Origin of the sequence: Paraburkholderia sp. CNPSo 3076, assembly GCF_026343935.1 — a bacterium.
Classification (GTDB): domain Bacteria; phylum Pseudomonadota; class Gammaproteobacteria; order Burkholderiales; family Burkholderiaceae; genus Paraburkholderia; species Paraburkholderia nodosa.
Genome location: NZ_JAPMAL010000017.1, coordinates 41,878 through 65,311, shown reverse-complemented (window position 1 = coordinate 65,311; position 23,434 = coordinate 41,878). Strand labels below are relative to the sequence as shown.

Annotated in this window: 24 protein-coding genes; 13 read left to right on the top strand and 11 right to left on the bottom strand. The window is 66.0% G+C overall.

Features of this window, described 5'->3' with window-relative positions; all coding sequences use genetic code 11:
- From sugE to M3A49_RS20650, 6 genes are all read left to right on the top strand, one after another.
- A complete protein-coding gene (gene sugE / locus M3A49_RS20675) occupies nucleotides 1-321 on the top strand; it encodes a quaternary ammonium compound efflux SMR transporter SugE (protein ID WP_028205705.1) in 321 nt (106 codons plus the stop codon).
- Between the two features lie 211 nt (nucleotides 322-532).
- Nucleotides 533-1,147 carry a DUF4126 domain-containing protein gene (locus M3A49_RS20670; protein WP_042272294.1) on the top strand — a complete coding sequence of 205 codons (615 nt, stop codon included), beginning with the start codon at nucleotides 533-535 and terminating at the stop codon, nucleotides 1,145-1,147.
- Between the two features lie 179 nt (nucleotides 1,148-1,326).
- A complete protein-coding gene (locus M3A49_RS20665) occupies nucleotides 1,327-3,876 on the top strand; it encodes an ABC transporter permease (protein WP_266230700.1) in 2,550 nt (849 codons plus the stop codon).
- A 96-nt stretch (nucleotides 3,877-3,972) separates the two neighbouring features.
- Nucleotides 3,973-4,383 carry a group II truncated hemoglobin gene (locus M3A49_RS20660; RefSeq protein ID WP_158757369.1) on the top strand — a complete coding sequence of 137 codons (411 nt, stop codon included), beginning with the start codon at nucleotides 3,973-3,975 and terminating at the stop codon, nucleotides 4,381-4,383.
- Between the two features lie 159 nt (nucleotides 4,384-4,542).
- A complete protein-coding gene (locus tag M3A49_RS20655) occupies nucleotides 4,543-5,280 on the top strand; it encodes an alanyl-tRNA editing protein (protein ID WP_266230595.1) in 738 nt (245 codons plus the stop codon).
- Nucleotides 5,277-5,864: a DUF924 family protein gene (locus M3A49_RS20650; protein ID WP_266230593.1), complete on the top strand. Its 588-nt coding sequence runs from the start codon at nucleotides 5,277-5,279 to the stop codon at nucleotides 5,862-5,864. Before M3A49_RS20655 ends, M3A49_RS20650 begins: the two co-directional genes overlap by 4 nt.
- A 19-nt stretch (nucleotides 5,865-5,883) precedes the next feature.
- Here M3A49_RS20650 and M3A49_RS20645 read toward each other — a convergent pair whose 3' ends face one another.
- The 10 genes from M3A49_RS20645 to M3A49_RS20600 form a co-directional block, all read right to left on the bottom strand.
- Nucleotides 5,884-6,630 carry an SDR family oxidoreductase gene (locus M3A49_RS20645; RefSeq protein WP_266230591.1) on the bottom strand — a complete coding sequence of 249 codons (747 nt, stop codon included), beginning with the start codon at nucleotides 6,628-6,630 and terminating at the stop codon, nucleotides 5,884-5,886.
- A gap of 59 nt (nucleotides 6,631-6,689) precedes the next feature.
- Nucleotides 6,690-7,274 carry a TIGR00730 family Rossman fold protein gene (locus tag M3A49_RS20640; protein WP_266230589.1) on the bottom strand — a complete coding sequence of 195 codons (585 nt, stop codon included), beginning with the start codon at nucleotides 7,272-7,274 and terminating at the stop codon, nucleotides 6,690-6,692.
- 13 nt (nucleotides 7,275-7,287) lie between these two features.
- The gene (locus M3A49_RS20635; RefSeq protein WP_028205698.1) at nucleotides 7,288-8,010 is read right to left on the bottom strand and encodes a TetR/AcrR family transcriptional regulator; all 723 of its coding nucleotides are present in this window, start codon (nucleotides 8,008-8,010) and stop codon (nucleotides 7,288-7,290) included.
- 194 nt (nucleotides 8,011-8,204) lie between these two features.
- Nucleotides 8,205-8,921, bottom strand: a complete 717-nt coding sequence (locus M3A49_RS20630; protein ID WP_266230586.1) for a diacylglycerol kinase — start codon at nucleotides 8,919-8,921, stop codon at nucleotides 8,205-8,207.
- A gap of 116 nt (nucleotides 8,922-9,037) precedes the next feature.
- Nucleotides 9,038-10,069: a glycosyltransferase family 4 protein gene (locus M3A49_RS20625; protein WP_266230584.1), complete on the bottom strand. Its 1,032-nt coding sequence runs from the start codon at nucleotides 10,067-10,069 to the stop codon at nucleotides 9,038-9,040.
- 67 nt (nucleotides 10,070-10,136) lie between these two features.
- Nucleotides 10,137-11,096, bottom strand: coding sequence for a UDP-2,3-diacylglucosamine diphosphatase (locus M3A49_RS20620; protein WP_028205696.1), 960 nt, complete (start codon nucleotides 11,094-11,096; stop codon nucleotides 10,137-10,139).
- Between the two features lie 143 nt (nucleotides 11,097-11,239).
- Complete coding sequence (locus tag M3A49_RS20615) at nucleotides 11,240-11,824, bottom strand: RDD family protein (RefSeq protein ID WP_416338985.1); 585 nt, start codon at nucleotides 11,822-11,824, stop codon at nucleotides 11,240-11,242.
- 90 nt (nucleotides 11,825-11,914) lie between these two features.
- Nucleotides 11,915-12,742 carry a DUF3106 domain-containing protein gene (locus M3A49_RS20610; protein WP_266230582.1) on the bottom strand — a complete coding sequence of 276 codons (828 nt, stop codon included), beginning with the start codon at nucleotides 12,740-12,742 and terminating at the stop codon, nucleotides 11,915-11,917.
- A 26-nt stretch (nucleotides 12,743-12,768) separates the two neighbouring features.
- Nucleotides 12,769-13,197: a DUF3619 family protein gene (locus M3A49_RS20605; protein WP_266230581.1), complete on the bottom strand. Its 429-nt coding sequence runs from the start codon at nucleotides 13,195-13,197 to the stop codon at nucleotides 12,769-12,771.
- Nucleotides 13,194-13,757, bottom strand: a complete 564-nt coding sequence (locus M3A49_RS20600; protein WP_254357578.1) for an RNA polymerase sigma factor — start codon at nucleotides 13,755-13,757, stop codon at nucleotides 13,194-13,196. Before M3A49_RS20600 ends, M3A49_RS20605 begins: the two co-directional genes overlap by 4 nt.
- A 398-nt stretch (nucleotides 13,758-14,155) precedes the next feature.
- On the opposite strand from M3A49_RS20600, the gene M3A49_RS20595 reads away from it, so the two are divergent.
- The 6 genes from M3A49_RS20595 (at nucleotide 14,156) to M3A49_RS20570 (ending at nucleotide 21,228) form a co-directional block, all read left to right on the top strand.
- On the top strand, nucleotides 14,156-15,931 hold the full coding sequence (locus M3A49_RS20595) for an acetolactate synthase 3 catalytic subunit (protein WP_266230699.1): 1,776 nt from the start codon (nucleotides 14,156-14,158) through the stop codon (nucleotides 15,929-15,931).
- Between the two features lie 115 nt (nucleotides 15,932-16,046).
- Entirely contained in the window at nucleotides 16,047-16,538 is a 492-nt protein-coding gene (gene ilvN / locus M3A49_RS20590) for an acetolactate synthase small subunit (RefSeq protein WP_028205690.1), read from the top strand.
- Between the two features lie 116 nt (nucleotides 16,539-16,654).
- Nucleotides 16,655-17,671 carry a ketol-acid reductoisomerase gene (gene ilvC, locus M3A49_RS20585; protein WP_028205689.1) on the top strand — a complete coding sequence of 339 codons (1,017 nt, stop codon included), beginning with the start codon at nucleotides 16,655-16,657 and terminating at the stop codon, nucleotides 17,669-17,671.
- 148 nt (nucleotides 17,672-17,819) lie between these two features.
- On the top strand, nucleotides 17,820-18,473 hold the full coding sequence (locus M3A49_RS20580; protein ID WP_266230580.1) for a phosphatidylserine decarboxylase: 654 nt from the start codon (nucleotides 17,820-17,822) through the stop codon (nucleotides 18,471-18,473).
- Nucleotides 18,474-18,485: 12 nt separating this feature from the next.
- Nucleotides 18,486-19,361 (top strand): CDP-diacylglycerol--serine O-phosphatidyltransferase, encoded by an 876-nt coding sequence (gene pssA / locus M3A49_RS20575; protein ID WP_028205687.1) that lies wholly within the window; start codon nucleotides 18,486-18,488, stop codon nucleotides 19,359-19,361.
- 313 nt (nucleotides 19,362-19,674) lie between these two features.
- Complete coding sequence (locus tag M3A49_RS20570; RefSeq protein WP_266230578.1) at nucleotides 19,675-21,228, top strand: 2-isopropylmalate synthase; 1,554 nt, start codon at nucleotides 19,675-19,677, stop codon at nucleotides 21,226-21,228.
- Between the two features lie 111 nt (nucleotides 21,229-21,339).
- Here M3A49_RS20570 and M3A49_RS20565 read toward each other — a convergent pair whose 3' ends face one another.
- Entirely contained in the window at nucleotides 21,340-21,891 is a 552-nt protein-coding gene (locus M3A49_RS20565) for a hypothetical protein (protein WP_254343188.1), read from the bottom strand.
- A gap of 195 nt (nucleotides 21,892-22,086) precedes the next feature.
- Between M3A49_RS20565 and M3A49_RS20560 the strand changes: the two genes are divergently transcribed.
- Nucleotides 22,087-23,379: a branched-chain amino acid ABC transporter substrate-binding protein gene (locus M3A49_RS20560; protein WP_266230574.1), complete on the top strand. Its 1,293-nt coding sequence runs from the start codon at nucleotides 22,087-22,089 to the stop codon at nucleotides 23,377-23,379.
- Nucleotides 23,380-23,434 lie beyond the last annotated feature (55 nt).

Sequence of the window (23,434 nt, the reverse complement as noted above, 5' to 3'; positions counted from 1 at the left end):
ATGTCCTGGTTTCTTCTTCTTGTCGCCGGCCTGCTCGAAGTGGCGTGGGCCGCCGGTCTCAAATCTTCCGAAGGATTCACGCGGCTCTGGCCCTCGGTGTTCACCGTGGTCACGGCGCTGGGCAGCTTCGTCCTGCTCGCCATGGCCATGCGTCAATTGCCGCTCGGCACCGCCTATGCGGTGTGGACGGGCATTGGCGCGGTCGGCGCATTCGTGTTCGGTATCGTCATGATGGGCGAGGCAGTGAGCGCCGCGCGCGTGGCGAGCGCCGCGCTGATCGTGCTCGGCCTCATCGGACTCAAGCTTTCTTCGGCTGCCTGATTACATTCGCTGCGCCTACATCGGTCCGGACCCTATGCCGCGGCCGCGCAACACCGCTGCGGCACCGCAGCGAGCGTGGCTATAATGGAACGGTCATAACCCGATAACACTCCGCGCCGCATGAGCGGCGAGCGTGTGCGCACAGCGCCTGCTCTCCCGCTTCCCCGCGCGGAGCGCCGGCGCCCCGGCCGCGCCGCGCGAGGAGGCAGCCATGCTGGAACCACTTTCGCTAGCAGCGGGCCTGTCCTGGGGCAGCGGCCTGCGCCTCTATCTCACGGTGCTGATGGCCGGCGTCCTGCAACGTCTTGGCCTGATTCACCTGCCCGACACGCTTGCCGTGCTCGCTTCGCCGTGGGTGATCGGCATCGCCGCCGCGCTCACGGTGCTCGAATTTCTCGCCGACAAGATCCCCGCGTTCGATTCGCTCTGGGACGCGGTGCATACCTTCATCCGCATCCCGGCCGGGGCCGTGCTCGCGGCCGGCGCGCTCGGCCATGCCGATCCGGCGCTGCTGACCGTCGCCGCGCTGGCGGGCGGCACGCTCGCGGGTACGGCGCATCTCGCCAAGGCGGGCACGCGCGCGCTCATCAATCTGTCGCCTGAGCCGGTGTCGAACGTCGTCACATCGAGCGCGGAGGACGGCATGACCTTCGTGGGCGTGCTGCTCGCGTTCTTTGTGCCGCTGCTCTTCCTCGTCATGCTCGTGGCGTTCCTCGTGCTCGCGGCCTGGGCGCTGCCGCGCCTGTGGCGCGGCGTGCAGGGCGGTTTTCGCGGCATGGCGACGCACATGGTTTCGCGGCTTTCGTTGCGAGGTCGTCACGATTGAGCGGCGGCGCGCCTTCTCCCTCCAACGCAAAGCCTCCGCGCAGCGAAGGCGGGCCGGGGTTCGTGCAGGCTGAGTCGCCGGGTGCCGCTGGTGGCCCGGGCGGTCCGGTCGGCCCGCGCGGGCCAGTGGCCGTGCGCACTACGCCGGGCTGGTCCGATCTCGCGCATCTTGCCGCGCGCATGACGGCGCGCGACTGGCGCGCGGGCGAACTCACCATGCTGCTGTTCGCGCTCGTGCTGGCCGTGGCGGCGCTCGCCAGCGTCGGTTTTCTCGCCGACCGACTGCAGCGCGGCCTCGAGCGCGATGCCCGGCGCATGATCGCCGCCGATTTCATCGTGCGCGCCGATCACCCCGTCGATCCCATGTTCGCGCGCGAGGCGCAGTCGCTCTCGCTGCGCACGGCGACCACGGCGATCTTCCCGAGCATGGTGAGTTCGGGGGCGCCACAAGCTGCGGCAGCGGCGGGCGCTTCCGCCGCCCCGGGCGCAACGGCGACTCGCCTTGCCGCCGTCAAGGCCGTCTCGGCGGACTATCCGTTGCGCGGCGCGCTGCGCATCGCCGCGGCGCCGGGCGCGCCCGATCACGCGGCGCAAGGCATTCCGCCGCCCGGCACCGTCTGGGTGGACGACGAACTGCTCGACGCGCTCAAGCTCCATGTCGGCGACAGCGTGAAGGTCGGCACGCGCACCTTCACCGTGAACGCGCTCATCACGAAAGAACTCGACCGCGGCTTTTCGTTCGTGAACTTCTCGCCGCGCCTCATGATGCGCGCCGACGAAGTCGCGTCGACCGGTCTGCTCGGCTATGGCAGCCGCGTGACTTACCGCCTGCTCGTGGCGGGCGCCGATCCGGCCGTCGCGCAGTTCGCGTCCTGGTCGCGTGCGCGCGTGGATGGCGGCAAGATGCGCGGCGTCGCGCTGGAATCGCTCCAGGACGGCCAGCCTCAGGTGCGCCAGACGCTCGACCGCGCGCGCCACTTCCTCACGCTCGTGTCGCTCCTGACGGCGCTGCTCGCGGCGGTGGCGATCGCCATGGCCGCGCATCGCTACACGCGCCGCCACCTCGACGCCTGCGCCGCGATGCGCTGCCTCGGTGCGAGCCAACGCACGTTGCGCACGCTGTTCGTGCTGGAGTTCGCGGGGCTCGGACTCGTGGGCGGCGCAGCGGGCGTGGCGCTCGGCTACGCGGGTCATCTCGCCCTGCTGGCGTGGCTCGGCAATCTCATCGACGTTGTGCTGCCGCAGCCCGGGCCGTTGCCCGTGCTTGAAGGCATCGCCGCGGGGCTCGTGCTGCTGCTCGGCTTCGCGCTGCCGCCGCTCTTGCCGCTCACGCGCGTGCCGCCGGTGCGCGTGCTGCGCCGCGAGTGGGGCGACGAAGGACGCGCCGCGTGGGCGGCCTATGGCGTCGGCATTGCGCTCTTCGCGGGGCTGCTCGTGATCGCGGCGGGCGAACTCAAGCTCGGCGGCATCGTCGCCGGCGGTTTCGCGATCGGGCTTCTCGTGTTCGCCAGCGTGGCGCGCGTGGCGCTCTGGTGCGCGGCGGGCGTGGCGCGCAGCGCTCGTCTCTCCGGCCAGGCGCGCGCAGGCGTGGGTTGGCGCTACGCACTGGCGTCGCTCGAGCGGCGGCCGGGCGCAAGCGCGCTGCAGATCACGGCGCTCGCCATCGGCCTCATGTGTCTGTTGCTGATCGCGATGACGCGCAACGACCTCGTCGAAGGCTGGCGCAAGTCCACGCCGCCCGATGCGCCCAACGAGTTCCTTATCGACATCCAGCCCGATCAGCGCGACGCCGTGGCCGCGTGGCTGCGCTCGCATGGCATTGCCGGGGCTGCCGACAGCGATCTCCAGCCGATGGTGCGCGGGCGCCTCATCTCGATCAACGGCAAGCCCGTGAATCCCGACTCGTACAAGAGCGAGGACGCGCGCCGGCTCGTGGATCGCGAGTTCAATCTCTCGTACACGACGAAACTGCCCGACGACAATCGCATCGAGGCGGGCACCTGGTATGGCGATTCGGGCACGCCGCAGCTTTCGATCGAGCAGGGACTCGCGAAGCTCATCAACGTGAAGCCCGGCGACGTGCTCAAGTTCGACGTGACAGGCCTGGAAGTCACGGCGCCCGTCACGAGTGTGCGCAAGCTCGATTGGGGCTCGTTCAAGGTCAACTTCTTCGTGCTGATGCCGCCCGGACTGCTGCGCGATTTTCCGGCGACGTACATCACGAGCTTTCACCTGCCGCCCGGGCAGCGCCAGGTCGTGGACGGTCTCGTGGCCCGCTATCCCAACGTCACCGCGATCGACATCGCGCCGATTCTCGCGCAGATCGAGCGCGTGCTGGAGCAGGTGATCGGCGCGGTGCAGTTCCTCTTTCTCTTCACGCTCGCCGCGGGCGTGCTGGTGCTCTACGCGGCGCTCGCGGGCACGCGCGACGAGCGCATGCGCGAGTCGGCGCTGCTGCGCGCGCTGGGGGCATCGCACCAGCAGGTGCGCGCGGTGCAGGTGGCCGAATTCATTTCCGTGGGTGCGCTCGCGGGGCTCATGGCGGCGCTCGGCGCGCAAGCGGTGGGCTCGGTGCTCGCCACGCACGTGTTTCTCTTCTATCTGCCGTTCGATCCGTGGCTCCTGCCGGCCGGCATCGCCGCAGGCGTCGTGTGCGCGGGCGTGGGCGGGTGGATCAGCTTGCGGCACGTGCTCGCGCGCCCGGCGCTGCAGTCGCTGCGCGACGCGTAGTGCAGCAACCCGCGGCCACCCGCCACGCGCCACTATGCGAAAATCATTCGTCTAGGGCAGTGTGCTGCCGTCCCTCTTTTTTCCTGATTCAACCGTATGACCGATCCAGCCGACGAAGCGCCGCAGAAACCCACGGCCTTCGAACTCGTCGGCGGCGAGGCGCGCGTGCGCGAACTCGTCGACCGTTTCTATGACCTGATGGACCTCGAGGCCGATTTCGCGGGCATCCGCGCGATGCATCCGCAAACGCTCGACGGTTCGCGCGACAAGCTGTTCTGGTTCCTCTGCGGCTGGCTTGGCGGCCCGGACCACTATATCGAACGCTTCGGTCATCCGCGCCTGCGCGCGCGCCATTTGCCGTTCGCGATCGCCTCGTCGGAGCGCGACCAGTGGCTGCGCTGCATGGCCTGGGCGATGGAAGACGTGGGCCTGCCGGAGCCGCTGCGCGAACGCCTGCTGCACTCGTTCTTCGATACCGCCGACTGGATGCGCAATCATCCGGGCTGATTCACTGGGCACGATTGTTCCGGTCGGTGGGCCGGTACAGTCAGGCGCTCATGCATCGCGGCCGTCCAGCGGGGTGGTTTGCGTCGCGGCCATAATGGCCCTTTGGCGGGCGACCGGCTGCGCATGGCCCGCGGTACGCAAAACAAGGAGACTCCCACGATGACGACCACCCGCGCGCTCTTTCGCGAGGACGCCTATCTCACGCAGTGCGAAGCGACCGTGCTTGCCGTTGGCGAGGACGGCGTGCGGCTCGACCAGACCGTGTTCTATCCGCTCGGCGGCGGCCAGGCCGGCGACGCCGGCGCGCTGGTGCTCGCCGACGGCACGCGTATCGAGATTGCCGACACGCGCAAGGCGAAGTTCGAAGGCGCCACGCCCGACGACGCGCTCCACGTTCCCGCGCCCGGCCAGCAAGCGCTGCTCGCGCGTCTCGCCGCGGGCGAGCGCGTGCGCGCCGAGATCGACTGGGCGCGCCGTCACCGGCACATGCGCCTGCATACGGCGAGCCATTTGATGTGCGCGGTGCTGCCATACCCCGTGGACGGCTGCAGCATCACGACCGACTATGCGCGCCTCGATTTCGCGACCGTCGAGCCGATCGAGCGCGAGATGGTGGAGGCGCGGCTCGCCGAACTCGTTGCGGGCGCGCATGCGGTGGCGACCGAATGGATCACCGACGATGAAATGGCGCAACGCCCCGAACTCGTGCGCACGATGAGCGTGAAGCCGCCGATGGGCCTGGGCCGTGTGCGCCTCTTGCGTATCGATAACGTCGATTTGCAGCCCTGCGGCGGCACGCACGTGCGCAACACACGGGAGATCGGCGCGCTGCGGGTGGCGAAGCTCGAGAAGAAGAGCGCACGCACGCGGCGTCTCGTTCTGGAACTGGCGGAATGAATCTCGAAGCGCGTGCGCGCGAGGTGCTCGACTTCTGGTTCGGCGCGCCGGGCTCGGAGGAATTCGGCCGCGAGCGCAAGATGTGGTTCCGCAAGAACGCCGCGTTCGACGCCAGGCTGCGCGAACGCTTCGGCGCGCTGCTCGACGCCGCGTGTGCGGGCGAACTCGACGCATGGTGCGAGACGCCCGAAGGCGCGCTCGCGCTTCTGATCGTGCTCGACCAGTTCTCGCGCAACTGCCATCGCGGCACGCCGCACGCGTTCTCCGCGGACGACAAGGCGCTCGGCATCGCGCGCATGATGGTGGCGAGCGGCGCGGATCTGCGCTTGCCCACGCTGCAGCACCGCTCCTTCGCGTATCTGCCGTTCGAACACGCCGAAAGCGCCGAAGCGCAGCGCGAATCGCTGCGTCTGTTCGGCGAGCTGGCAAAGGATCCCGAGGGGAAGGGCTACTACGATTACGCGGTGCGCCACGCGAAGATCATCGAGCGCTTCGGGCGCTTCCCGCATCGCAACGCGCAACTGGGCCGCGTTTCCACCGACGAAGAGGCCGCGTTTTTGCGCGAGCGGGGTTCGTCGTTCTAGCCGAATCCCGCGCGCGAGTTCAGCGTCCGCCGCTCACGTCGAGCAGGGCGCCTGTGACATACGAGGCGGCGTCGCTCAGCAACCACACGATCGTTTGCGCGACTTCGTCGGCGCTGCCGGGCCGGCCGAGCGGCGTTTGCGCGCCGAGCACGGCCGCGCGATCGGGGCGGCCGCCGCTCGCGTGGATTTCGGTGTCGATGAGGCCTGGGCGCACCGCGTTCACGCGCACGCCCTGCGGGCCGAGTTCTTTGGCGAGCCCGATCGTCATCGTGTCGACCGCGCCTTTTGACGACGCATAGTCCACGTATTCGTTGGGCGAGCCGAGCCGCGCGGCAGCCGAAGACACATTGACGATCGAGCCGCCGTCGCCGCCGCGATCCTTCGACATGCGTCGCGCCGCTTCGCGTGCGCACAGAAACGCGCCGTATATGTTCACGTCGAACATGCGCTTCAGACGCTCGACGCTCATGTCGGCGACCTGGCTGCCCGGCGCCACAATGCCCGCGTTGTTCACGAGCGCATCGATGCGGCCATAGGCCGATTCGAGCGCGTCGAACATCGCGACGACGTCTGCTTCGCTCGCGACGTCGCCGCGCAGCACGCGCGCGTGGCCGCCTGCGCGGCCCACTTCGGCGGCGGTTTCGTCGGCGGCCGGTTCGTTGTGCAGATAGTTGACGCCCACAGTCCAGCCGTTTGCGCCAAGCAGACGCGCCGTCGCGCGGCCTATGCCGCGGCTTGCGCCGGTGATCAGGACAACCTTGCTCATCGCGATGGACTCATCGTAGTGACTGCGGTTAGTCGAGGGGCCGGCGGCACGCGGCTGGATCAAACGTTCTCGCGCAAGTCCGCCCACTTGTCCTTCGCGGGCGCGTGATAGCGCTTGAGCCTGGCGATCAGCGCGACCGGGTCGCTGTCGGTCTGCAGCATGTCGAGGTAGGTCTGGCGCATGAAGCCTTCGCGCACCGTGTGATCGAGCAGCGCCATGAGCGGATCGTAGAAGCCGCCGATGTTCAGCACGCCCACTGGCTTGTGGTGATAGCCGAGCTGCGCCCACGTATAGACCTCGAACAGCTCTTCGAGCGTGCCCGCGCCGCCCGGCATCGCGACGAAGGCGTCGGAGAGATCGGCCATCATCTTCTTGCGCTGGTGCATGTCGGGCACGACGTGCAGCTCGGTGAGGCCCACGTGGCCCACTTCCTTGTCCACCAGCAGCTCGGGGATCACGCCGATGGCGCGGCCGCCGCCCGCCATCACGGTGTCGGCGATCACGCCCATCAGGCCGACCTTGCCGCCGCCATAGACGAGCGCGAGGTTCGCGGCGACGAGCGCGCCGCCGAATGCCCGTGCGGCTTCGGTATAAATCGGGTTGGTTCCAGTCGAGGAGCCGCAATACACGCAGACTGCTTTCATTCGGCTTTGGCCTTTATTCCCGGTTGTCCTTGGCGGCGCCCGCGCCTTCGCGCGGCGGCAGGTAGTCGTAGAACTCGCGCTTGGCGAGCTTGCCCGAGACGAGATCGTCGAACAGCTCGCGCGCGCGGCCACGCAGATACGGCGCCATCAGCGAGACGATCTGCACGCTCACCTGGTGCAGCTCGTCGCGAATCGCTTCCTGGTCGTTGTACTTGCGCGGATTCATCACGAACTGGTACGAGAGCCAGTAGGTGGCGATCACGCCGATATTGGTCGAGATCACGTCGATCTCGGCCGGCGTGGCGACCATGTCGCCGTCTTCCATGAGCTGCTCGCAGAACTGCTTCGCGAAGTGCACCTTGTGGCTGATGATCTGCTTGAAGTGCATCTCCAGCGTGCGGTTGCGCGCGAGCAGGTCGTTCAGGTCGCGATAGAGAAAGCGGTAGCGCCACGTGAAGTCGACCATGTACTGCAGGTACGCCCACATCTCGTCGATGGTGGCGCGATGGTCCTCGGGAAAGCGCAGACGCTTTTCGATCTCCTGCTCGAACTGGCTGAAGATGCTGTTGATGATGTCGTCTTTGTTGCGGAAGTGGTAGTACAGGTTGCCTGGACTGATCTCCATTTCCTCGGCGATGGTCGTCGTCGTGACGTTCGGCTCGCCGATCTCGTTGAACAGCTTCAGCGACAGCTCGAGAATCCGTTCGCGTGTACGGCGGGGAGGTTTGGCATCCATGTCGTCCGGCCCTGAAAATGCAGTGCCGGGCTCAGGCGCCCGCTTGTATGTTGCGGTGCGCGCGGCCCGGACGCGGTTGGTCGTTATAAGACTGTCGTTCGATTATAAACCGACGGCCCGCGCGCACCGACAGCTTGCGTCTGTCAGGAGTGGCGAGGAGAGGCGTGGCCCCCGCGGTACGGAGGCGTGTGGCGCTAGAGTACGCCGATTCCGTGCAGCAGCAGCGGCCCGAAACGGGGTACGAGGATCAGCCCCCAGGTCAGGACGCAGAGCAGCAAGGCGAGCGTCACCGCCGCGCTGCCCAGGTCCTTGGCGCGGCCCGAGAGCTCGTTGCGCTCGAGGCCGATGCGGTCCACCGCGTTCTCGATGCTCGAATTGAGCAGCTCGACGATCAGTACGAGGATGACCGAGCCGAGCAGCAGCACGCGCTCGACGGGCTCGACCGGGATGAGCACGCCGATCGGCACGAGGATGGCCGAGAGCGTGAGCTCCTGGCGAAACGCGCTTTCCTCGCGGATGGCGGCGCGAAAGCCCTTGATCGAGTACTTGAGCGCCTTCCATGCACGGGTGATGCCGCGGTTGCCCTTGTAGGGGTTGAAGGGCAACGGGGCGAGCGGATCGTCGGGACCGAGCGGTTCATGCAGATGCGGCGGCTCGGGCGGCTCCGCGGCGGCAGCGCGCGGCGTAGCGGGCGCGGTGGGCGCAGTGGGCTTGGCGTGCTCGCTCGCCGCTGCGGATGCGGCAGGCGGCGCAACGCCAGGTGCAGCAACGGCGGAAGGGGGCGCGCGCGGATCGAGCGCTTCGGCGGCGCGTGCGGCGCGCGTAGAGCCGCCGGCACGCTGGCTGGCGGGCGGATTGGGACTGCGTGCGCCCTGGGCGCTATGCGGCGGTAACGGAGGACGTGGCGTCATGGTGGTGCCAGGTAGTACCCCAGTATCGCACGCGTGGGAGGCGGTTGCGCCGGGGCCGTCGGTGTCCCCGGCGCGCTCGCGGACTATCGTAGCGCGCACCATAGCCGGCCTCGCGCTCAGGCTGCGGCGCTGGAAGGCTCCATCGTCGCGCGCGAGCGCGGCTTGAGATGCGCCGCGAATTGCTCGGAGGCCGCGCGCCACGAGAAGCGCTCGGCCCAGGCGCGCGCCTCGGCGCGGTCGATCTTCAACGCTTCGAGGCACGCTTCGCGCAGGTCTTCGTTCATCGAGCCCGCGCCGCCCGTGCCCAGCACGTCGATCGGACCCGTCACCGGGTAGGCGGCCACCGGCGTGCCGCATGCGAGCGCTTCGAGCAGCACGAGACCGAAGGTGTCGGTGCGGCTCGGGAACACGAATACGTCGGCGGCAGCGTAGACCTTCGCGAGTTCGGGTTGGCTCAGGACACCCAGGTAATTCGCCTGGGGATAGCGCGACTTCAACTCGGCGAGCGCCGGGCCTTCGCCGCACACCCATTTCGAGCCGGGCAGATCGAGCCTGAGAAACGCCTCGACGTTCTTCTCCACGGCCACGCGGCCCACATACAGGAAGATGGGGCGCGCCGTGTTGAGCACTTTCGATTCCATCGGCCGGAAGATGTCGAGGTCCACGCCGCGCGTCCACAGCACGACGTTCGTGAAGCCGAACTTCTCGAGGTCGGTCTTCACGATGGGCGTGGGCGCCATCACCGCGAGCGAGGGCTTGTGGAACCAGCGCAGAAAGCGGTAGGTCGCCGCGAGCGGAATGCCGAAGCGCGCCTGCACGTATTCGGGAAAGCGCGTGTGATAAGCGGTCGTGAAGGGCAGGTCGTGGTCGATCGCATAGCGGCGCGCGGCGAGTCCGAGCGGGCCTTCGGTCGCGATGTGGATCGCATCGGGCCCGAATGCGCGGATGCGTTCCTTCAGATGCCGCTTCGGAAACAGCGAGAGCTTGATTTCCGGGTAGGTGGGGCACGGTATCGTGCGGAACTCCAGCGGCGTGAGCAGCTCGACCTGATGCCCGAGCGCGATGAGTTCGCGCGCCGTGTTCTTCAGCGTTCGAACCACGCCGTTGACCTGCGGCTCCCATGCATCGGTCACGATCATTACTTTCATCGGTCGTCGGCCCTCTTGTCGTTCGGTAGTGCGGTTATGGTTGCTGCTTGGCGGAATCAGTCGACACTCAGGCGGCGCTCACACGCGCCTTGCGCGTCGAGACCTGCGCTTCCGGCGCGCGCTTCACGGTCCAGTAGACGATGCGTAACTCGCCCTCGAACGTCTCGACGAGCGCGGACAGGCTCTCCACCCAGTCGCCGTCGTTGCAGTACAGGATGCCGTCGATGTCGCGGATTTCGGCCTTGTGGATGTGGCCGCAGACCACGCCGTCACAGCCGCGGCGGCGTGCTTCGTCGGTCATTACGCGCTCGAACGAGGAGATGAAGTTCACCGCGTTCTTGACCTGATGCTTGAGGTACTGCGAGAGCGACCAGTACTGGAAGCCGAGCTTCGCGCGCACGCGGTTGAACCAGCGGTTGAGCAGGAGGATCAGCGTGTAGGCCGAGTCGCCGAGATAGGCGAGCCACTTGGCGTGCTGGATCACACCGTCGAAGAGATCGCCGTGCACGACCCACAGGCGTTTGCCGGTGAGCGTCGTGTGGAAGGCTTCCTCGCGCACGTGGATGTCGCCGAATGCGAGATTGCAGAACTGGCGCGCGCTCTCGTCGTGGTTGCCCGGGATGTAGACGACCTGAGTGCCCTTGCGCGCCTTGCGCAGCACCTTTTGGACGACGTCGTTGTGCGCCTGGGGCCAGTACCAGCCCTTCTTCAGTTGCCAGCCGTCGATGATATCGCCCACGAGGTACAGATACTCCGACTCGTTGTGGCGCAGAAAATCGAGCAGATACGACGCCTGACAGCCGCCCGTGCCGAGATGGATATCGGAGAGCCAGATCGTGCGGTAGCGGGTGGGATCGGGATGGTCGTCGTCGTGGGAGCCGGTGGTGGGGGCGTCGTCGATCGACGAGGGCGGCAGGGGCGGGACGGGAAAGGTGGCTCCGCCGGGAGATGGGTGGAACGTGGCGGAGTCGGTGCCTCGTCCGGTGGTCTGCCGGAACAGGGTGGTCGCTGACGTCTTTTGGGCCATGGCGCGCGCGGCAGGTTGTAATACGCGCATTGCGCCATGCCGCCGTGACGGCAACATGACAGTCACGAGAAGGTCTCGTTACGCAGTCCCAGGTGGTACTGTGCAGCCGCTTTTCCGGCCCGATGGGGGATGTCGTGCGACTGCTACGCCTTCGCGCCCTGTCGCGCGATTGCGACAATGCGCGTGCCCGCAAGGCGGTCCTGAAGGAACTGGCGGTCGTGGGAGAGGCGGGCGCTCGCGGCCCAGATCACGAACCAGAAGCCAACGAGCGCAAGCGTGTGCGGAATCGAAAGATCGAGCAGCGGATGCAGCACGAGCGGCGGCAGGAACCAGAGCCACGCGGCGAGGTAGCGCAGCGTCGCTCGCGCGAGCGTGGGCGGCTCGCCGTCCGGGCCGACCACACGCAGGCGCCAGGTCTTCATCGGCAGCGTCTGTCCGCCCTTGTGCCAGAAGCCGACGAAGTACGCGCCGACCACGAAGATGATCCAGACCGCCATCGCGTTGTGATGCGTGTAGCCGTTGCGCTGCTGCAGGACGAGGCTGAACGCGAGCCCCGCGGCGAAGACGACGCCGAACAGCAGCACGCTTTCGTAGACGAATGCGGCGAGGCGGCGGCGAATCGAAACGGGCGCAGGTTCAACCGGGAAGACGACGGCGGACGGCAGGGCGGCGGCTTGGGCGCTTTCGGACACGATGGCGTCAGTTCGGGGACGGGACGTCCAGAGCATAACCTCGAACACGCGCGCGGCGATATGACCGCAACGCCGCGGCGGGGTTAACGAGGGTGCGGAGGGCGCCGCGAGCGCCTGGTGGAGGCTTCAGGAGCCCTTGAACGCCGCGGGTGCTTCGGCGGGCGAGACCGGGATGGGCGTGGCCGGCACGAAGCTGCCGGCGGCAGGAATGCCCGCCGCAAACGACGAAGCCACTGCCGGCTCGCTCGGCGCGCCGGGCGCGGCGGGCGCGAGACCCGAGCCCGTGCTGCTCGCGCCAGCCGCGCCCGATGCCCCGGTGACGCCTGCGGGCGCATGCGGCAGCCCGCGGTGATCGCGCTCGTTGACGAGGCGCTGGATATCGCGAATTTCGCTCTTGTTGCCGCTGGGCGGGGCGCTCACAACGGTGGGCCGGCGCTTGTGCTCGCTCGCGGCAAGGCGTTCTTTTTGCTCTTCGGGGAGCTGCTGGTAAGCCTTCCAGGCGCGCTGGCGCGCCTGCGCCGGCAATTCCTTGGAAACCTGATAGTTTTCGCGCGCGACACGCCGTTGCTCCGGCGTCATGCCGACCCATTCCGCCATGCGCTCATGCAGGCGCTTCTGCGCTTCGGGCGACATTTTCGGGTAGCGTGCGGCGATCTTCAGCCATTTGCGTTTGCGCTCGTCGCTGAAACGGTCCCATTCGACGGCGAACGGCGCGAGCGCGGCGTGCTGCGCGTCGCTCAAATGTGCCCATGCGAGCGGATTGGACTGGCCGGGTAACGGCGCGAACGTGGTCGCGACCGAATTATCGACCGCGGGCGCTTTCACCTGCGCGGGCGCGCCGGCGGTGTTTTCGCCGGTGGGCTCGGGATGAAAGCGCGGGTAGGTCGCCACATACGACACGACTGCCGCGACCACACATCCAATGACAACGGCCAGGCCGCGCTTGTAACTCACCCCGTCAGTCTCCTGCTCAGATTTCCTTAGTGCGCGCGCGTCAGATACGCGTTGAACCCGTGATCGAGGTAGGCCGTGAGCGGCAGGTCGTCGCTCAGCATGGCCGCGTCGATATCGGCGAGTTCAGCGGTGCGTTGCTGATCTTCGAAGTACGCGATGGCAAAGAGGCCCGCCACGAGTGCCGCGAGCGGCCAGGCGAGCGCGAAGCGCGCGAGCGCCGAACGGCGCCGCGCGGGCCGGTGCATAGGCGCGCCGGACAGACTGCCGACGCCGGCCGCGGCGAGCGCCGGGGCGCGCACGAGCACGACCTCGGCCTTTTTCTGGGCGAGTGCGGTCTTGCGTGCGGCGGCGAGTCGGGCGGTGGTAGCAGCGGGCAGGTTGGCGGCGCTCTCATCGAGCGCACGACGCATTTCCCGCACGAACGCCAGTTCTTTATTTTCGAGGGCGGAGCTCATAGGGTGATTCCTTTGGCCTTGAGCGCTTGAGCCAGCGTGTGGGTGGCCCGCGAGCAGTGCGTTTTCACGCTGCCTTCGGAGCAGCCCATTGCGGCGGCAGTCTCGGCGACATCCATATCCTCCCAGTAACGCATCAGAAACGCCTCCCGTTGACGTGCCGGTAATTTCTGGATCTCGTCGTCGATCATCTGGAGCACCTGGGCGCGCTCGATCTGCTGCTCGCTGCTCTCGGCGCCAGCCGTGCCCTGCTGCGCCTCGAAGGTTTCGAGGGGGTCGAACTCCTCGTCGTCGGCGTTGCCGAGCGACGAAAACAGGCTCACCCACGTATTGCGTACTTTCTGCCGACGAAAATAGTCGTGCATCGTATTTTGCAAAATACGCTGAAAGAGCAGGGGGAGTTCTGCGGCCGGGCGGTCTCCGTATTTTTCCGCGAGCTTGATCATCGCGTCCTGCACGATGTCGAGCGAGGCGTCGTCGTCCCTTACGGCGTAGACCGTCTGCTTGAACGCGCGTCTTTCGACGCCCGCCAGAAAGTCGGCGAGTTCCTTGTCTGATGCCATCCGGTGCAGGGCGCCGCCGCCAGCGTACGCGTAATCGTTCGAAAAATGTCGTAAAACTCGCGGATCCTAGCAAATTTTCGCGCCGACAGGGTAGCGGGAAGCCCGTGAGAATGTTTCGCATCATGGATGCGCCGGCCCTGGTGGCTTCCCAGCCGGCCCCTGGCGGGCGCCGCGAGGCGTGCGCGCTGCCGCAACGTTCGTGCCCGCCTTCTCAATAATTGCTTGACCGAAAGACATCGAGCCGCTATCTTCGACGGTTCGCAACATAAGTGACTTGTCTCAATTCGGATGTGGCCCAAGAAGCTCATCTGTCAACTGGACGCGCCGCTTGAACCCGAGCCACAAGCCCGGCAGAGAGCACCCGATCAATTTTTTGCCGAAAATTCGAAAGGTCAATGATGAACATGCCCAGCGCGGAATTCTCCACGTCGGTCCCCCCTTCGCAAGAATCTGACCCTCAAGCTCATACCTCCATCGGCGGAACCGTGCTGATGAAGGCGCTCGCGGACGAGCAGGTCGAATTCATCTGGGGCTATCCCGGCGGCTCGGTACTCTATATTTACGACGAGTTGTACAAGCAGGACAAGATTCAGCACGTTCTCGTGCGCCACGAACAGGCAGCCGTGCACGCGGCCGACGCCTATGCGCGTTCGACCGGCAACGTCGGCGTGTGTCTCGTGACCTCGGGGCCTGGCGTCACCAATGCGGTGACGGGCATCGCGACGGCCTATATGGATTCGATCCCGATGGTGATCATCAGCGGCCAGGTGCCTACCGCCGCGATTGGTCAAGACGCCTTCCAGGAGTGCGACACGGTCGGCATCACGCGCCCCTGCGTGAAGCACAACTTCCTCGTGAAGGACGTGCGCGACCTCGCCGCTACCGTCAAGAAAGCTTTTTTCATTGCGCGCACCGGCCGTCCCGGCCCCGTACTGATCGACATTCCGAAGGACGTGTCGAAGACGCCGTGCACGTATGAACCGATCAAGAACGTTACGCTGCGTTCGTACAACCCGGTCACCAAGGGCCACTCGGGGCAGATCCGCAAGGCGGTGTCGCTGCTCCTCTCGGCCAAGCGTCCGTACATCTACACCGGCGGCGGCATCATCCTCGCGGATGCGTCGCGCGAGCTGAACCAGTTCGCGGATCTGCTCGGCTACCCGGTCACGAACACCCTGATGGGTCTGGGCGGCTACCGCGCGAGCGATCGCAAGTTCCTCGGCATGCTTGGCATGCACGGCACCTACGAAGCCAACATGGCGATGCAGCACTGCGACGTGCTGATCGCGATCGGCGCGCGCTTCGACGACCGTGTGATCGGCGACCCCGCGCACTTCGCCTCGCGTCCGCGCAAGATCATCCACATCGACATCGATCCGTCGTCGATCAGCAAGCGCGTGAAGGTCGATATCCCCATCGTCGGCGACGTGAAGGAGGTGCTCAAGGAGCTCATCGAGCAGCTTCAGCACGCCGAACACGGCCCGGATACGGCCGCACTCGCCGACTGGTGGAAGGATATCGAAGGCTGGCGCGAGAAGAACTGCCTGAAGTTCGACCGTTCGAGCGAGATCATCAAGCCGCAGTACGTGGTGGAAAAGGCATGGGAGCTCACGGGCGGCAACGCTTTCGTGTGCTCGGACGTGGGCCAGCACCAGATGTGGGCCGCGCAGTTCTACCGCTTCAATCAGCCGCGCCGCTGGATCAACTCCGGTGGCCTCGGCACCATGGGCTTCGGCCTGCCGGCGGCGATGGGCGTGAAGATGGCGCACCCCGACGACGACGTGCTGTGCATCACGGGCGAAGGCTCGATCCAGATGTGTATTCAGGAGCTGTCGACCTGCAAGCAGTACGACACGCCCGTGAAGATCATTTCGCTGAACAACCGCTACCTCGGCATGGTCCGCCAGTGGCAGCAGATCGAATACAGCAAGCGCTATTCGCATTCCTATATGGATGCGCTGCCCGACTTCGTGAAGCTCGCCGAAGCGTACGGCCACGTCGGCATGCGGATCGAAAAGACCGCGGACGTCGAGCCGGCGCTCAAGGAAGCGCTGCGTTTGAAGGACCGCACGGTGTTCCTCGATTTCCAGACCGACCCTTCCGAAAACGTCTGGCCGATGGTACAGGCCGGCAAGGGCATCACCGAGATGCTGCTCGGCTCGGAAGACCTGTAACGGTATTTGCACGGCGCCGTTTCGACCTCGCGCGGCGCGCGTCCACACAACGGGCGCGCGGGTTCGCGGGGGAGGGCGGTAGCCTCGTCAAACTGGATAAATCGCGGATCACATCATGAGACACATTATTTCCGTTCTGCTGGAAAACGAGCCGGGCGCGCTCTCGCGCGTGGTCGGCCTCTTCTCGGCACGCGGCTACAACATTGAAACCTTGACGGTGGCGCCGACCGAAGACCGTTCGCTGTCGCGCATGACCATCGTTTCCATTGGCTCGGACGACGTGATCGAACAGATCACGAAGCATCTGAACCGCCTGATCGAGGTGGTGAAAGTGGTCGACCTTACCGAGGGCGCCCACATCGAGCGCGAGCTGATGCTGATCAAGGTAAGGGCGGTCGGCAAGGAACGTGAGGAGATGAAGCGGATGGCGGATATTTTCCGCGGCCGCATCATCGACGTCACCGAAAAGACCTACACGATCGAACTGACGGGCGCGAGCGAGAAGCTCGACGCGTTCATCGAAGCGATCGATGCGACCGCGATTCTCGAAACCGTCCGTACGGGCGGCTCGGGCATTGGGCGCGGAGAGCGCATTCTGAAGGTGTGACCCGACCACAGTCGATCTTGCACCGGAACCTGGCCGGATGCGTCCTTAATCGCATCCGGTGCAGCAAAAGCTAATAGCATTACCGATATTCACCAGACTCTCGCCAAGGAACCAACATGAAAGTTTTCTACGACAAGGACGCCGATCTCTCCCTCATCAAGGGCAAGCAGGTCACGATCATCGGTTACGGCTCGCAAGGCCACGCACACGCGCTGAACCTGAAGGACAGCGGCGTGAACGTCACGGTCGGTCTGCGCAAGAACGGCGCATCGTGGAGCAAGGCTGAGAACGCCGGCCTGCAGGTCAAGGAAGTGGCCGAAGCGGTGAAGAACGCCGACGTCGTCATGATGCTCCTGCCCGACGAGCAGATCGCCGATGTCTACGCGAAGGAAGTCCACGCGAACATCAAGAACGGCGCAGCGCTCGCGTTCGCGCACGGCTTCAACGTGCACTACGGCCAGGTGATCCCGCGCGCGGATCTGGACGTCATCATGATCGCCCCGAAGGCGCCGGGCCACACGGTCCGCGGCACCTACTCGCAAGGCGGCGGCGTGCCCCACCTGATCGCTGTCCACCAGGACAAGTCGGGCGCAGCGCGTGACATCGCCCTGTCGTACGCAGCGGCGAACGGCGGCGGCCGTGCCGGCATCATCGAAACGAACTTCCGCGAAGAAACCGAAACCGACCTGTTCGGCGAACAAGCCGTGCTGTGCGGCGGTACTGTCGACCTGATCAAGGCTGGCTTCGAAACGCTGGTCGAAGCCGGCTACGCGCCGGAAATGGCTTACTTCGAGTGCCTGCACGAACTGAAGCTGATCGTCGACCTGATCTATGAAGGCGGCATCGCCAACATGAACTACTCGATCTCGAACAACGCCGAGTACGGCGAGTACGTGACGGGCCCGCGCGTCATTACGGCCGAGACGAAGAAGGTCATGAAGGAAGTCCTGAAGGACATCCAGACCGGCGAATACGCCAAGAGCTTCATCCTGGAAAACAAGGCCGGCGCACCGACGCTGCAATCGCGCCGCCGTCTCGGCGCCGAGCACCAGATCGAAGTGGTCGGTGCGAAGCTGCGCGCGATGATGCCGTGGATCGCCGCAAACAAGCTCGTCGACCAGTCGAAGAACTAATCTGACGGTATCAATCTGATTGCGCGTGCGGTTTTGGGCAGTCGCGCAGCAGTTTGATCTGAGTCAGACCTGAAAAAGCCGCCCAGGTGGGATGAACCCTGGGCGGCTTTTGCTATCCTACGGTTTTTAAAATAACAGCGAAGCCACCATGAATTACCCTCATCCGATCATCGCGCGCGAAGGCTGGCCGTTCATCGCCATTGCGGCCGTCGTGGCGCTCTTGATCCATGCGGTCGCAGGCTTCGGACTCGCATGGCCCTTCTGGCTGATCCTGATCTTCGTCGTCCAGTTTTTCCGCGATCCGCCGCGCCCGATCCCGAGCCAGGCCAACGCCGTGCTGTGCCCGGCGGACGGCCGCATCGTCGCCGTGGAAACCGCGCACGACCCGTATGCAAACCGTGAAGCGCTCAAGATCAGCGTGTTCATGAACGTCTTCAACGTCCACTCGCAACGTTCGCCCGTGGACGGCGCCGTCGCCAAGGTCGAGTACTTTCCGGGCGCGTACCTGAACGCCGCCATCGACAAGGCTTCGACCGAGAACGAGCGCAATGCCGTGGTCCTGACGATGGCCGACGGCACGACCGTCACCTCCGTGCAGATCGCGGGCCTCATCGCGCGCCGCATTCTCTGCTACGTGCGTGCCGGTGAGCCGCTGTCGCGCGGCCAGCGCTATGGCTTCATCCGCTTCGGCTCGCGCGTCGACATCTACCTGCCCGTGGGCAGCCGCCCGCGTGTGTCGATTGGCGAGAAGGTGTCTGCCTCGTCGACGATCCTCGCCGAACTGCCGACCCAATCGGCATAAAGGAGGGCTGCGATGGCCGGATTCAAACAGCGTCGACCCCGTAACCCCGCCGGCGGCCCGCTGCCGCGGCCGTTCCGGCGCAACAAGGCCGTGCAGGAGCCCATGGGCGTCGCCGCGAACCGGCGCGCGGCGCGCCAGGAGTTCCTGAAGAAGCGCGGCATCTACCTGCTGCCGAACGCGTTCACCACGGCGGCGCTCTTCTGCGGCTTCTTCGCGGTCGTGCAGGCCATGAACGTGCGCTTCGAGGTGGCGGCTATCGCCATTTTCGTGGCGATGGTGCTCGACGGCATGGACGGGCGCGTGGCGCGCATGACGCACTCGCAAAGCGCGTTCGGCGAGCAGTTCGACAGCCTCTCGGACATGGTGTCGTTCGGCGTGGCGCCCGCGCTCGTGATGTACGAGTGGGTGCTCAAGGATCTCGGGCGCTGGGGCTGGCTCGCGGCATTCGTCTACTGTTCGGGCGCGGCGCTGCGTCTTGCGCGCTTCAACACGAACATCGGCGTGGTGGACAAGCGCTTCTTCCAGGGCCTGCCAAGCCCGGCTGCGGCCGCGCTCATTGCCGGCTTCGTCTGGCTCGCCACCGACAACCGCGTGCCCGTGAAGCTCTCGTGGCTGCCGTGGGTGGCCTTCGTGCTGACGATCTACGCGGGCGTGACGATGGTGTCCAACGCGCCGTTCTACAGCGGCAAGGCGCTCGACGTGCGCCATCGCGTGCCGTTCGCGGCCACGCTGCTCGTGGTGGTGGCGTTCGTGCTGGTGTCGTCCGATCCACCGCTGATGCTGTTCGGCCTGTTCGTGCTCTACGGCCTCTCGGGCTATGTGTTCTGGGCGTACCAGGCCGTGCGCGGGCGCTCGAATCCGGCGCGTTCGTCGCCGCGCGAGCGCTAGGGCGCGGGTGGGGGAGTGCCGCAAAGAGGGCCGCGCGCGAACGCGGCCCTTTTTCTTTTTGCGCTCGCCCACGTAGGTCTCCTCCAATTGCGCTATCGGCGGATTCCGGCTATAGTCGGCGGCATGGACAGCATCCAGTTCCCCCTCTTCTCCCTTCAAGCCGGCGCGCTACCAGGCACGCTAGCGCTAGCGCGCCTGCCGCGCTGATCTCGCTCGCCCTCCGTAAGCCTCGTTCATTGTCAGCGTCGCCATCGGTGGCGCGAACACCCAGAATCCGTTTTAGACACTGAACAAGTCCCCCTGGAGACCCGAAATGGCAGCAGACAAGCTCATCATCTTCGATACGACGTTGCGTGACGGCGAGCAGTCGCCCGGTGCGTCGATGACGAAGGAAGAGAAAATCCGCATCGCGAAGCAGCTCGAGCGCATGAAGGTCGACATCATCGAAGCGGGCTTCGCGGCCAGCTCGAACGGCGACTTCGACGCGATCCAGACGATCGCCGGCATGATCAAGGACAGCACGATCTGCTCGCTCGCCCGCGCGAACGACAAGGACATCCAGCGCGCCGCCGACGCGCTCAAGGTCGCCGACCACTTCCGCATCCACACGTTCATCGCCACCTCGGCGCTGCACATGGAGAAGAAGCTGCGCATGTCGCCCGAGCAGGTGCTCGAGCAGGCGAAGCTGGCGGTGCGCTTCGCGCGCAAGTTCACGAACGACGTGGAGTTCTCGCCCGAAGACGGCAGCCGCTCGGACATGGACTTCCTGTGCCGCGTGCTCGAAGCCGTCATCAACGAAGGCGCGACCACGATCAATATTGCCGATACGGTCGGCTACGGCATTCCCGAGCTGTACGGCAACCTCGTGAGGACGTTGCGCGAGCGCATTCCGAACTCGGACAAGGCTGTGTTCTCGGTGCATTGCCATAACGACCTCGGCATGGCCGTGGCGAACTCGCTTGCCGGCGTGCAGATCGGCGGCGCGCGCCAGGTGGAGTGCACGATCAACGGTCTCGGCGAACGCGCGGGCAACACGTCGCTCGAAGAAATCGTGATGGCCGTGAAGACCCGCAAGGACTACTTCGGTCTCGATCTCGGCATTGACACCACGCAGATCGTGCCGGCCTCGAAGCTGGTTTCACAGATCACCGGCTTCGTGGTGCAGCCGAACAAGGCCGTGGTCGGCGCCAACGCGTTTGCGCACGCGTCGGGCATCCACCAGGACGGCGTGCTCAAGGCGCGCGACACCTACGAGATCATGCGCGCGGAAGACGTGGGCTGGAGCGCGAACAAGATCGTGCTCGGCAAGCTCTCGGGCCGCAATGCGTTCAAGCAGCGCCTGCAGGAACTGGGCATCCAGCTCGACAGCGAAGGCGAACTGAACAATGCGTTCGCGCGCTTCAAGGAACTGGCCGACCGCAAGTCCGAAATCTTCGACGAAGACATCATCGCGATCGTCACGGAAGAGTCGGCGCAGGCGCAGGATCAGGAGCACTTCAAGTTCATCTCGCTCGCGCAGCATTCGGAGACGGGTGAGCGCCCGCACGCACGCGTCGTGTTCTCGGCCGACGGCAAGGAAGTGACCGGCGAAGCCGCGGGCAACGGCCCGGTCGACGCCACGCTCAACGCGATCGAAACCGAAGTGGGCAGCGGCTCGGAGCTTTTGCTGTACTCGGTGAACGCGATCACGACAGGCACCCAGGCGCAGGGCGAAGTGACCGTGCGTCTCTCGAAGGCCGGCCGTATCGTCAATGGCGTGGGCACGGATCCGGATATCGTTGCCGCATCGGCGAAGGCGTATATCTCCGCGCTCAACAAGCTCTACTCGGGCGACAAGGTCAATCCGCAGCGCTCCGAAGCGGTGTAAGCGGTGGCGAGGCGTCTTGCCCCGCTCACATCGCCAGGCAATCAAAAACCCCCGGCTCGCGAGAGCGCGGGGGTTTTGTTTGTTGCTGCGCCGGGGACGCGATCAAAACAATCAGAACAGGCTGCGGCGATCCGGATCGTGCAGCGGATCGGGCGTCTTCTGCGTGAGCCGCAGAATGCCCTGGTCGTCGAAGTAGAAGCTGTAGAGCATGTACCAGACGTTGTCTTCGAGGTAACGGTAGGTCCACACTTCCTTCTTCATCAGCGGGAAGTAGGAGGTTTCGACCGGGCGGCCGAAGTTCACGAGCACGTCGGTGCGCGTCCATTTGCCGATTTCCGCGCGATAGAACTCATTGGGCTGCAGCACCTGGCGCACGTTCACGACCCGGGCGCTGGCGTCGATGTCGGCGGCGGTGGTGGTTTCGCCCATCGGCTGGGTTGGCCACATCAGGCGCTTGCCGCCGTCGGGCAGGTCGTAGGTTTCAGCCGGCGGGCCGAAGCGGGCGATCACGGCCTGCGCGTCGTCGCCCGCATGGAATTGCTGCCACGGCTGTGCGCAGCCGGCGAGCGCGAGTGCGCCTACGCCCGCGAGGAGCCCGAGACGCAAGCGGCGCGAGGCGCGGCGCACAGGCGTTGCGAGCGAGGTTGATAGGCGCGTGAACATGATGTCCCCCGATGGCAAGGTTTCAATGACCGCCGTGAATGTGGAACCCTTATTTTGACACGGCGCGAGGCCCTCGCGGGGCAGCCCTGTCCGCGCATGCGGAGGATCGCGGCCTTGCCGTCGCCCCGCCTCGCGGCCTATGATCCGCGCTTCGAATGACAATCGGGCTGGCATCAAACAATGAGAAAAAAGCGCATGACGGCACGCATGGCGCGTGCGGCGGCGATCATGGTCGCCATGACGGCGCTGGCGGCAGGGCTCGCGTCCGCAACCGGCGCACGAGCGGATGAGGCGCCGACCGGCAAGCCGATCCAGCTCGCGCTCATCGAAGGCATGTCCGGCCCGTTCGCGGATGCGGGCGCGGCCGTCGAGCGCAACCTGCGCTTCGGCGTGGAGCGGGTCAATGCGGGTGGCGGCGTCGTGCTGCGTGACGGGCGGCATCCGCTCGAACTGGTCACGCTCGACAGCAAGGGCAGCCCCGAGGCGGCGCTCGTGCAGTTGCGCATGGCGCAGGACCGCCACATCGGCTATGTGATGCAGGGCAACAGTTCGGCGGTGGCGGCGGCGCTCGTGACGGCGATCGATCGTCAAGCCGCGCGCAATCCGGAGAACCGCGAAGTCTTCCTCAACTATTCCGCCGACGACCCCGCGCTCACCAACGCGAATTGCAGCTTCTGGCATTTCCGCTTCGACGCGCACGCGGGCATCCGCATGGACGCGCTCGCGGACGTGATCGCGGGGGACAAGTCGGTGAAGAAGGTATATCTGCTCAACCAGGACTACAGCTTCGGCCACGACGTGAGCACGCTCGCGCGCGTGGCGCTGGCGAAGGACCGTCCGGACATTGCCATCGTCGGCGACGAGTTCCACCCCATTGGCCGCGTGAAGGACTTCGCGCCTTACATCGCCAAGATTCGCGCCGCGGGCGCCGACGCCGTCATCACCGGAAACTGGGGCAACGACCTCACGCTGCTCGTGAAGGCCGCGCGTGAGCAGGGCCTCGACACCAAGTTCTACACCTTCTACGGCAACAGCCTGGGCGCACCGGCGGCGCTGGGCGACGCGGGCGTGAAGCGCGTGATCGCCGTGGCCGACTGGCACCCGAACGTAGGCGGCGCGGCCTCCGACGCGTGGTACAAGGCGTTCCGCGCCCGCTACCCGGCGGCTAAGGACGACTACCCGGTGCTGCGCATGTCGATGATGGTGGAGATGCTCGCGCAGGCCATGACGAAGGCGGGCACGGCCGGCCCCGGCGCGGTCGCGAAGGCGCTCGAGGGCATGCGATTCGATAATGGCTTCCACGCCATGTGGATGCGCGCCGACGACCACCAGGCGATCCAGCCCCTTTACGTCATGGAGATGGACAAGCAGGGCACGCCCGGCGTGCGCAACGACAACGAGGGTTCCGGCTATGGCTTTCGCACGGTGCTGGCGCTGCCCGCGCAGCGCACCGTGCCCGCCACGGTCTGCCAGATGAAGCGGCCTTAACGGCGCCCCTTACAAGCGGGTTCGCGGCAAATCGGGGCTGTGCTACAATACGCCC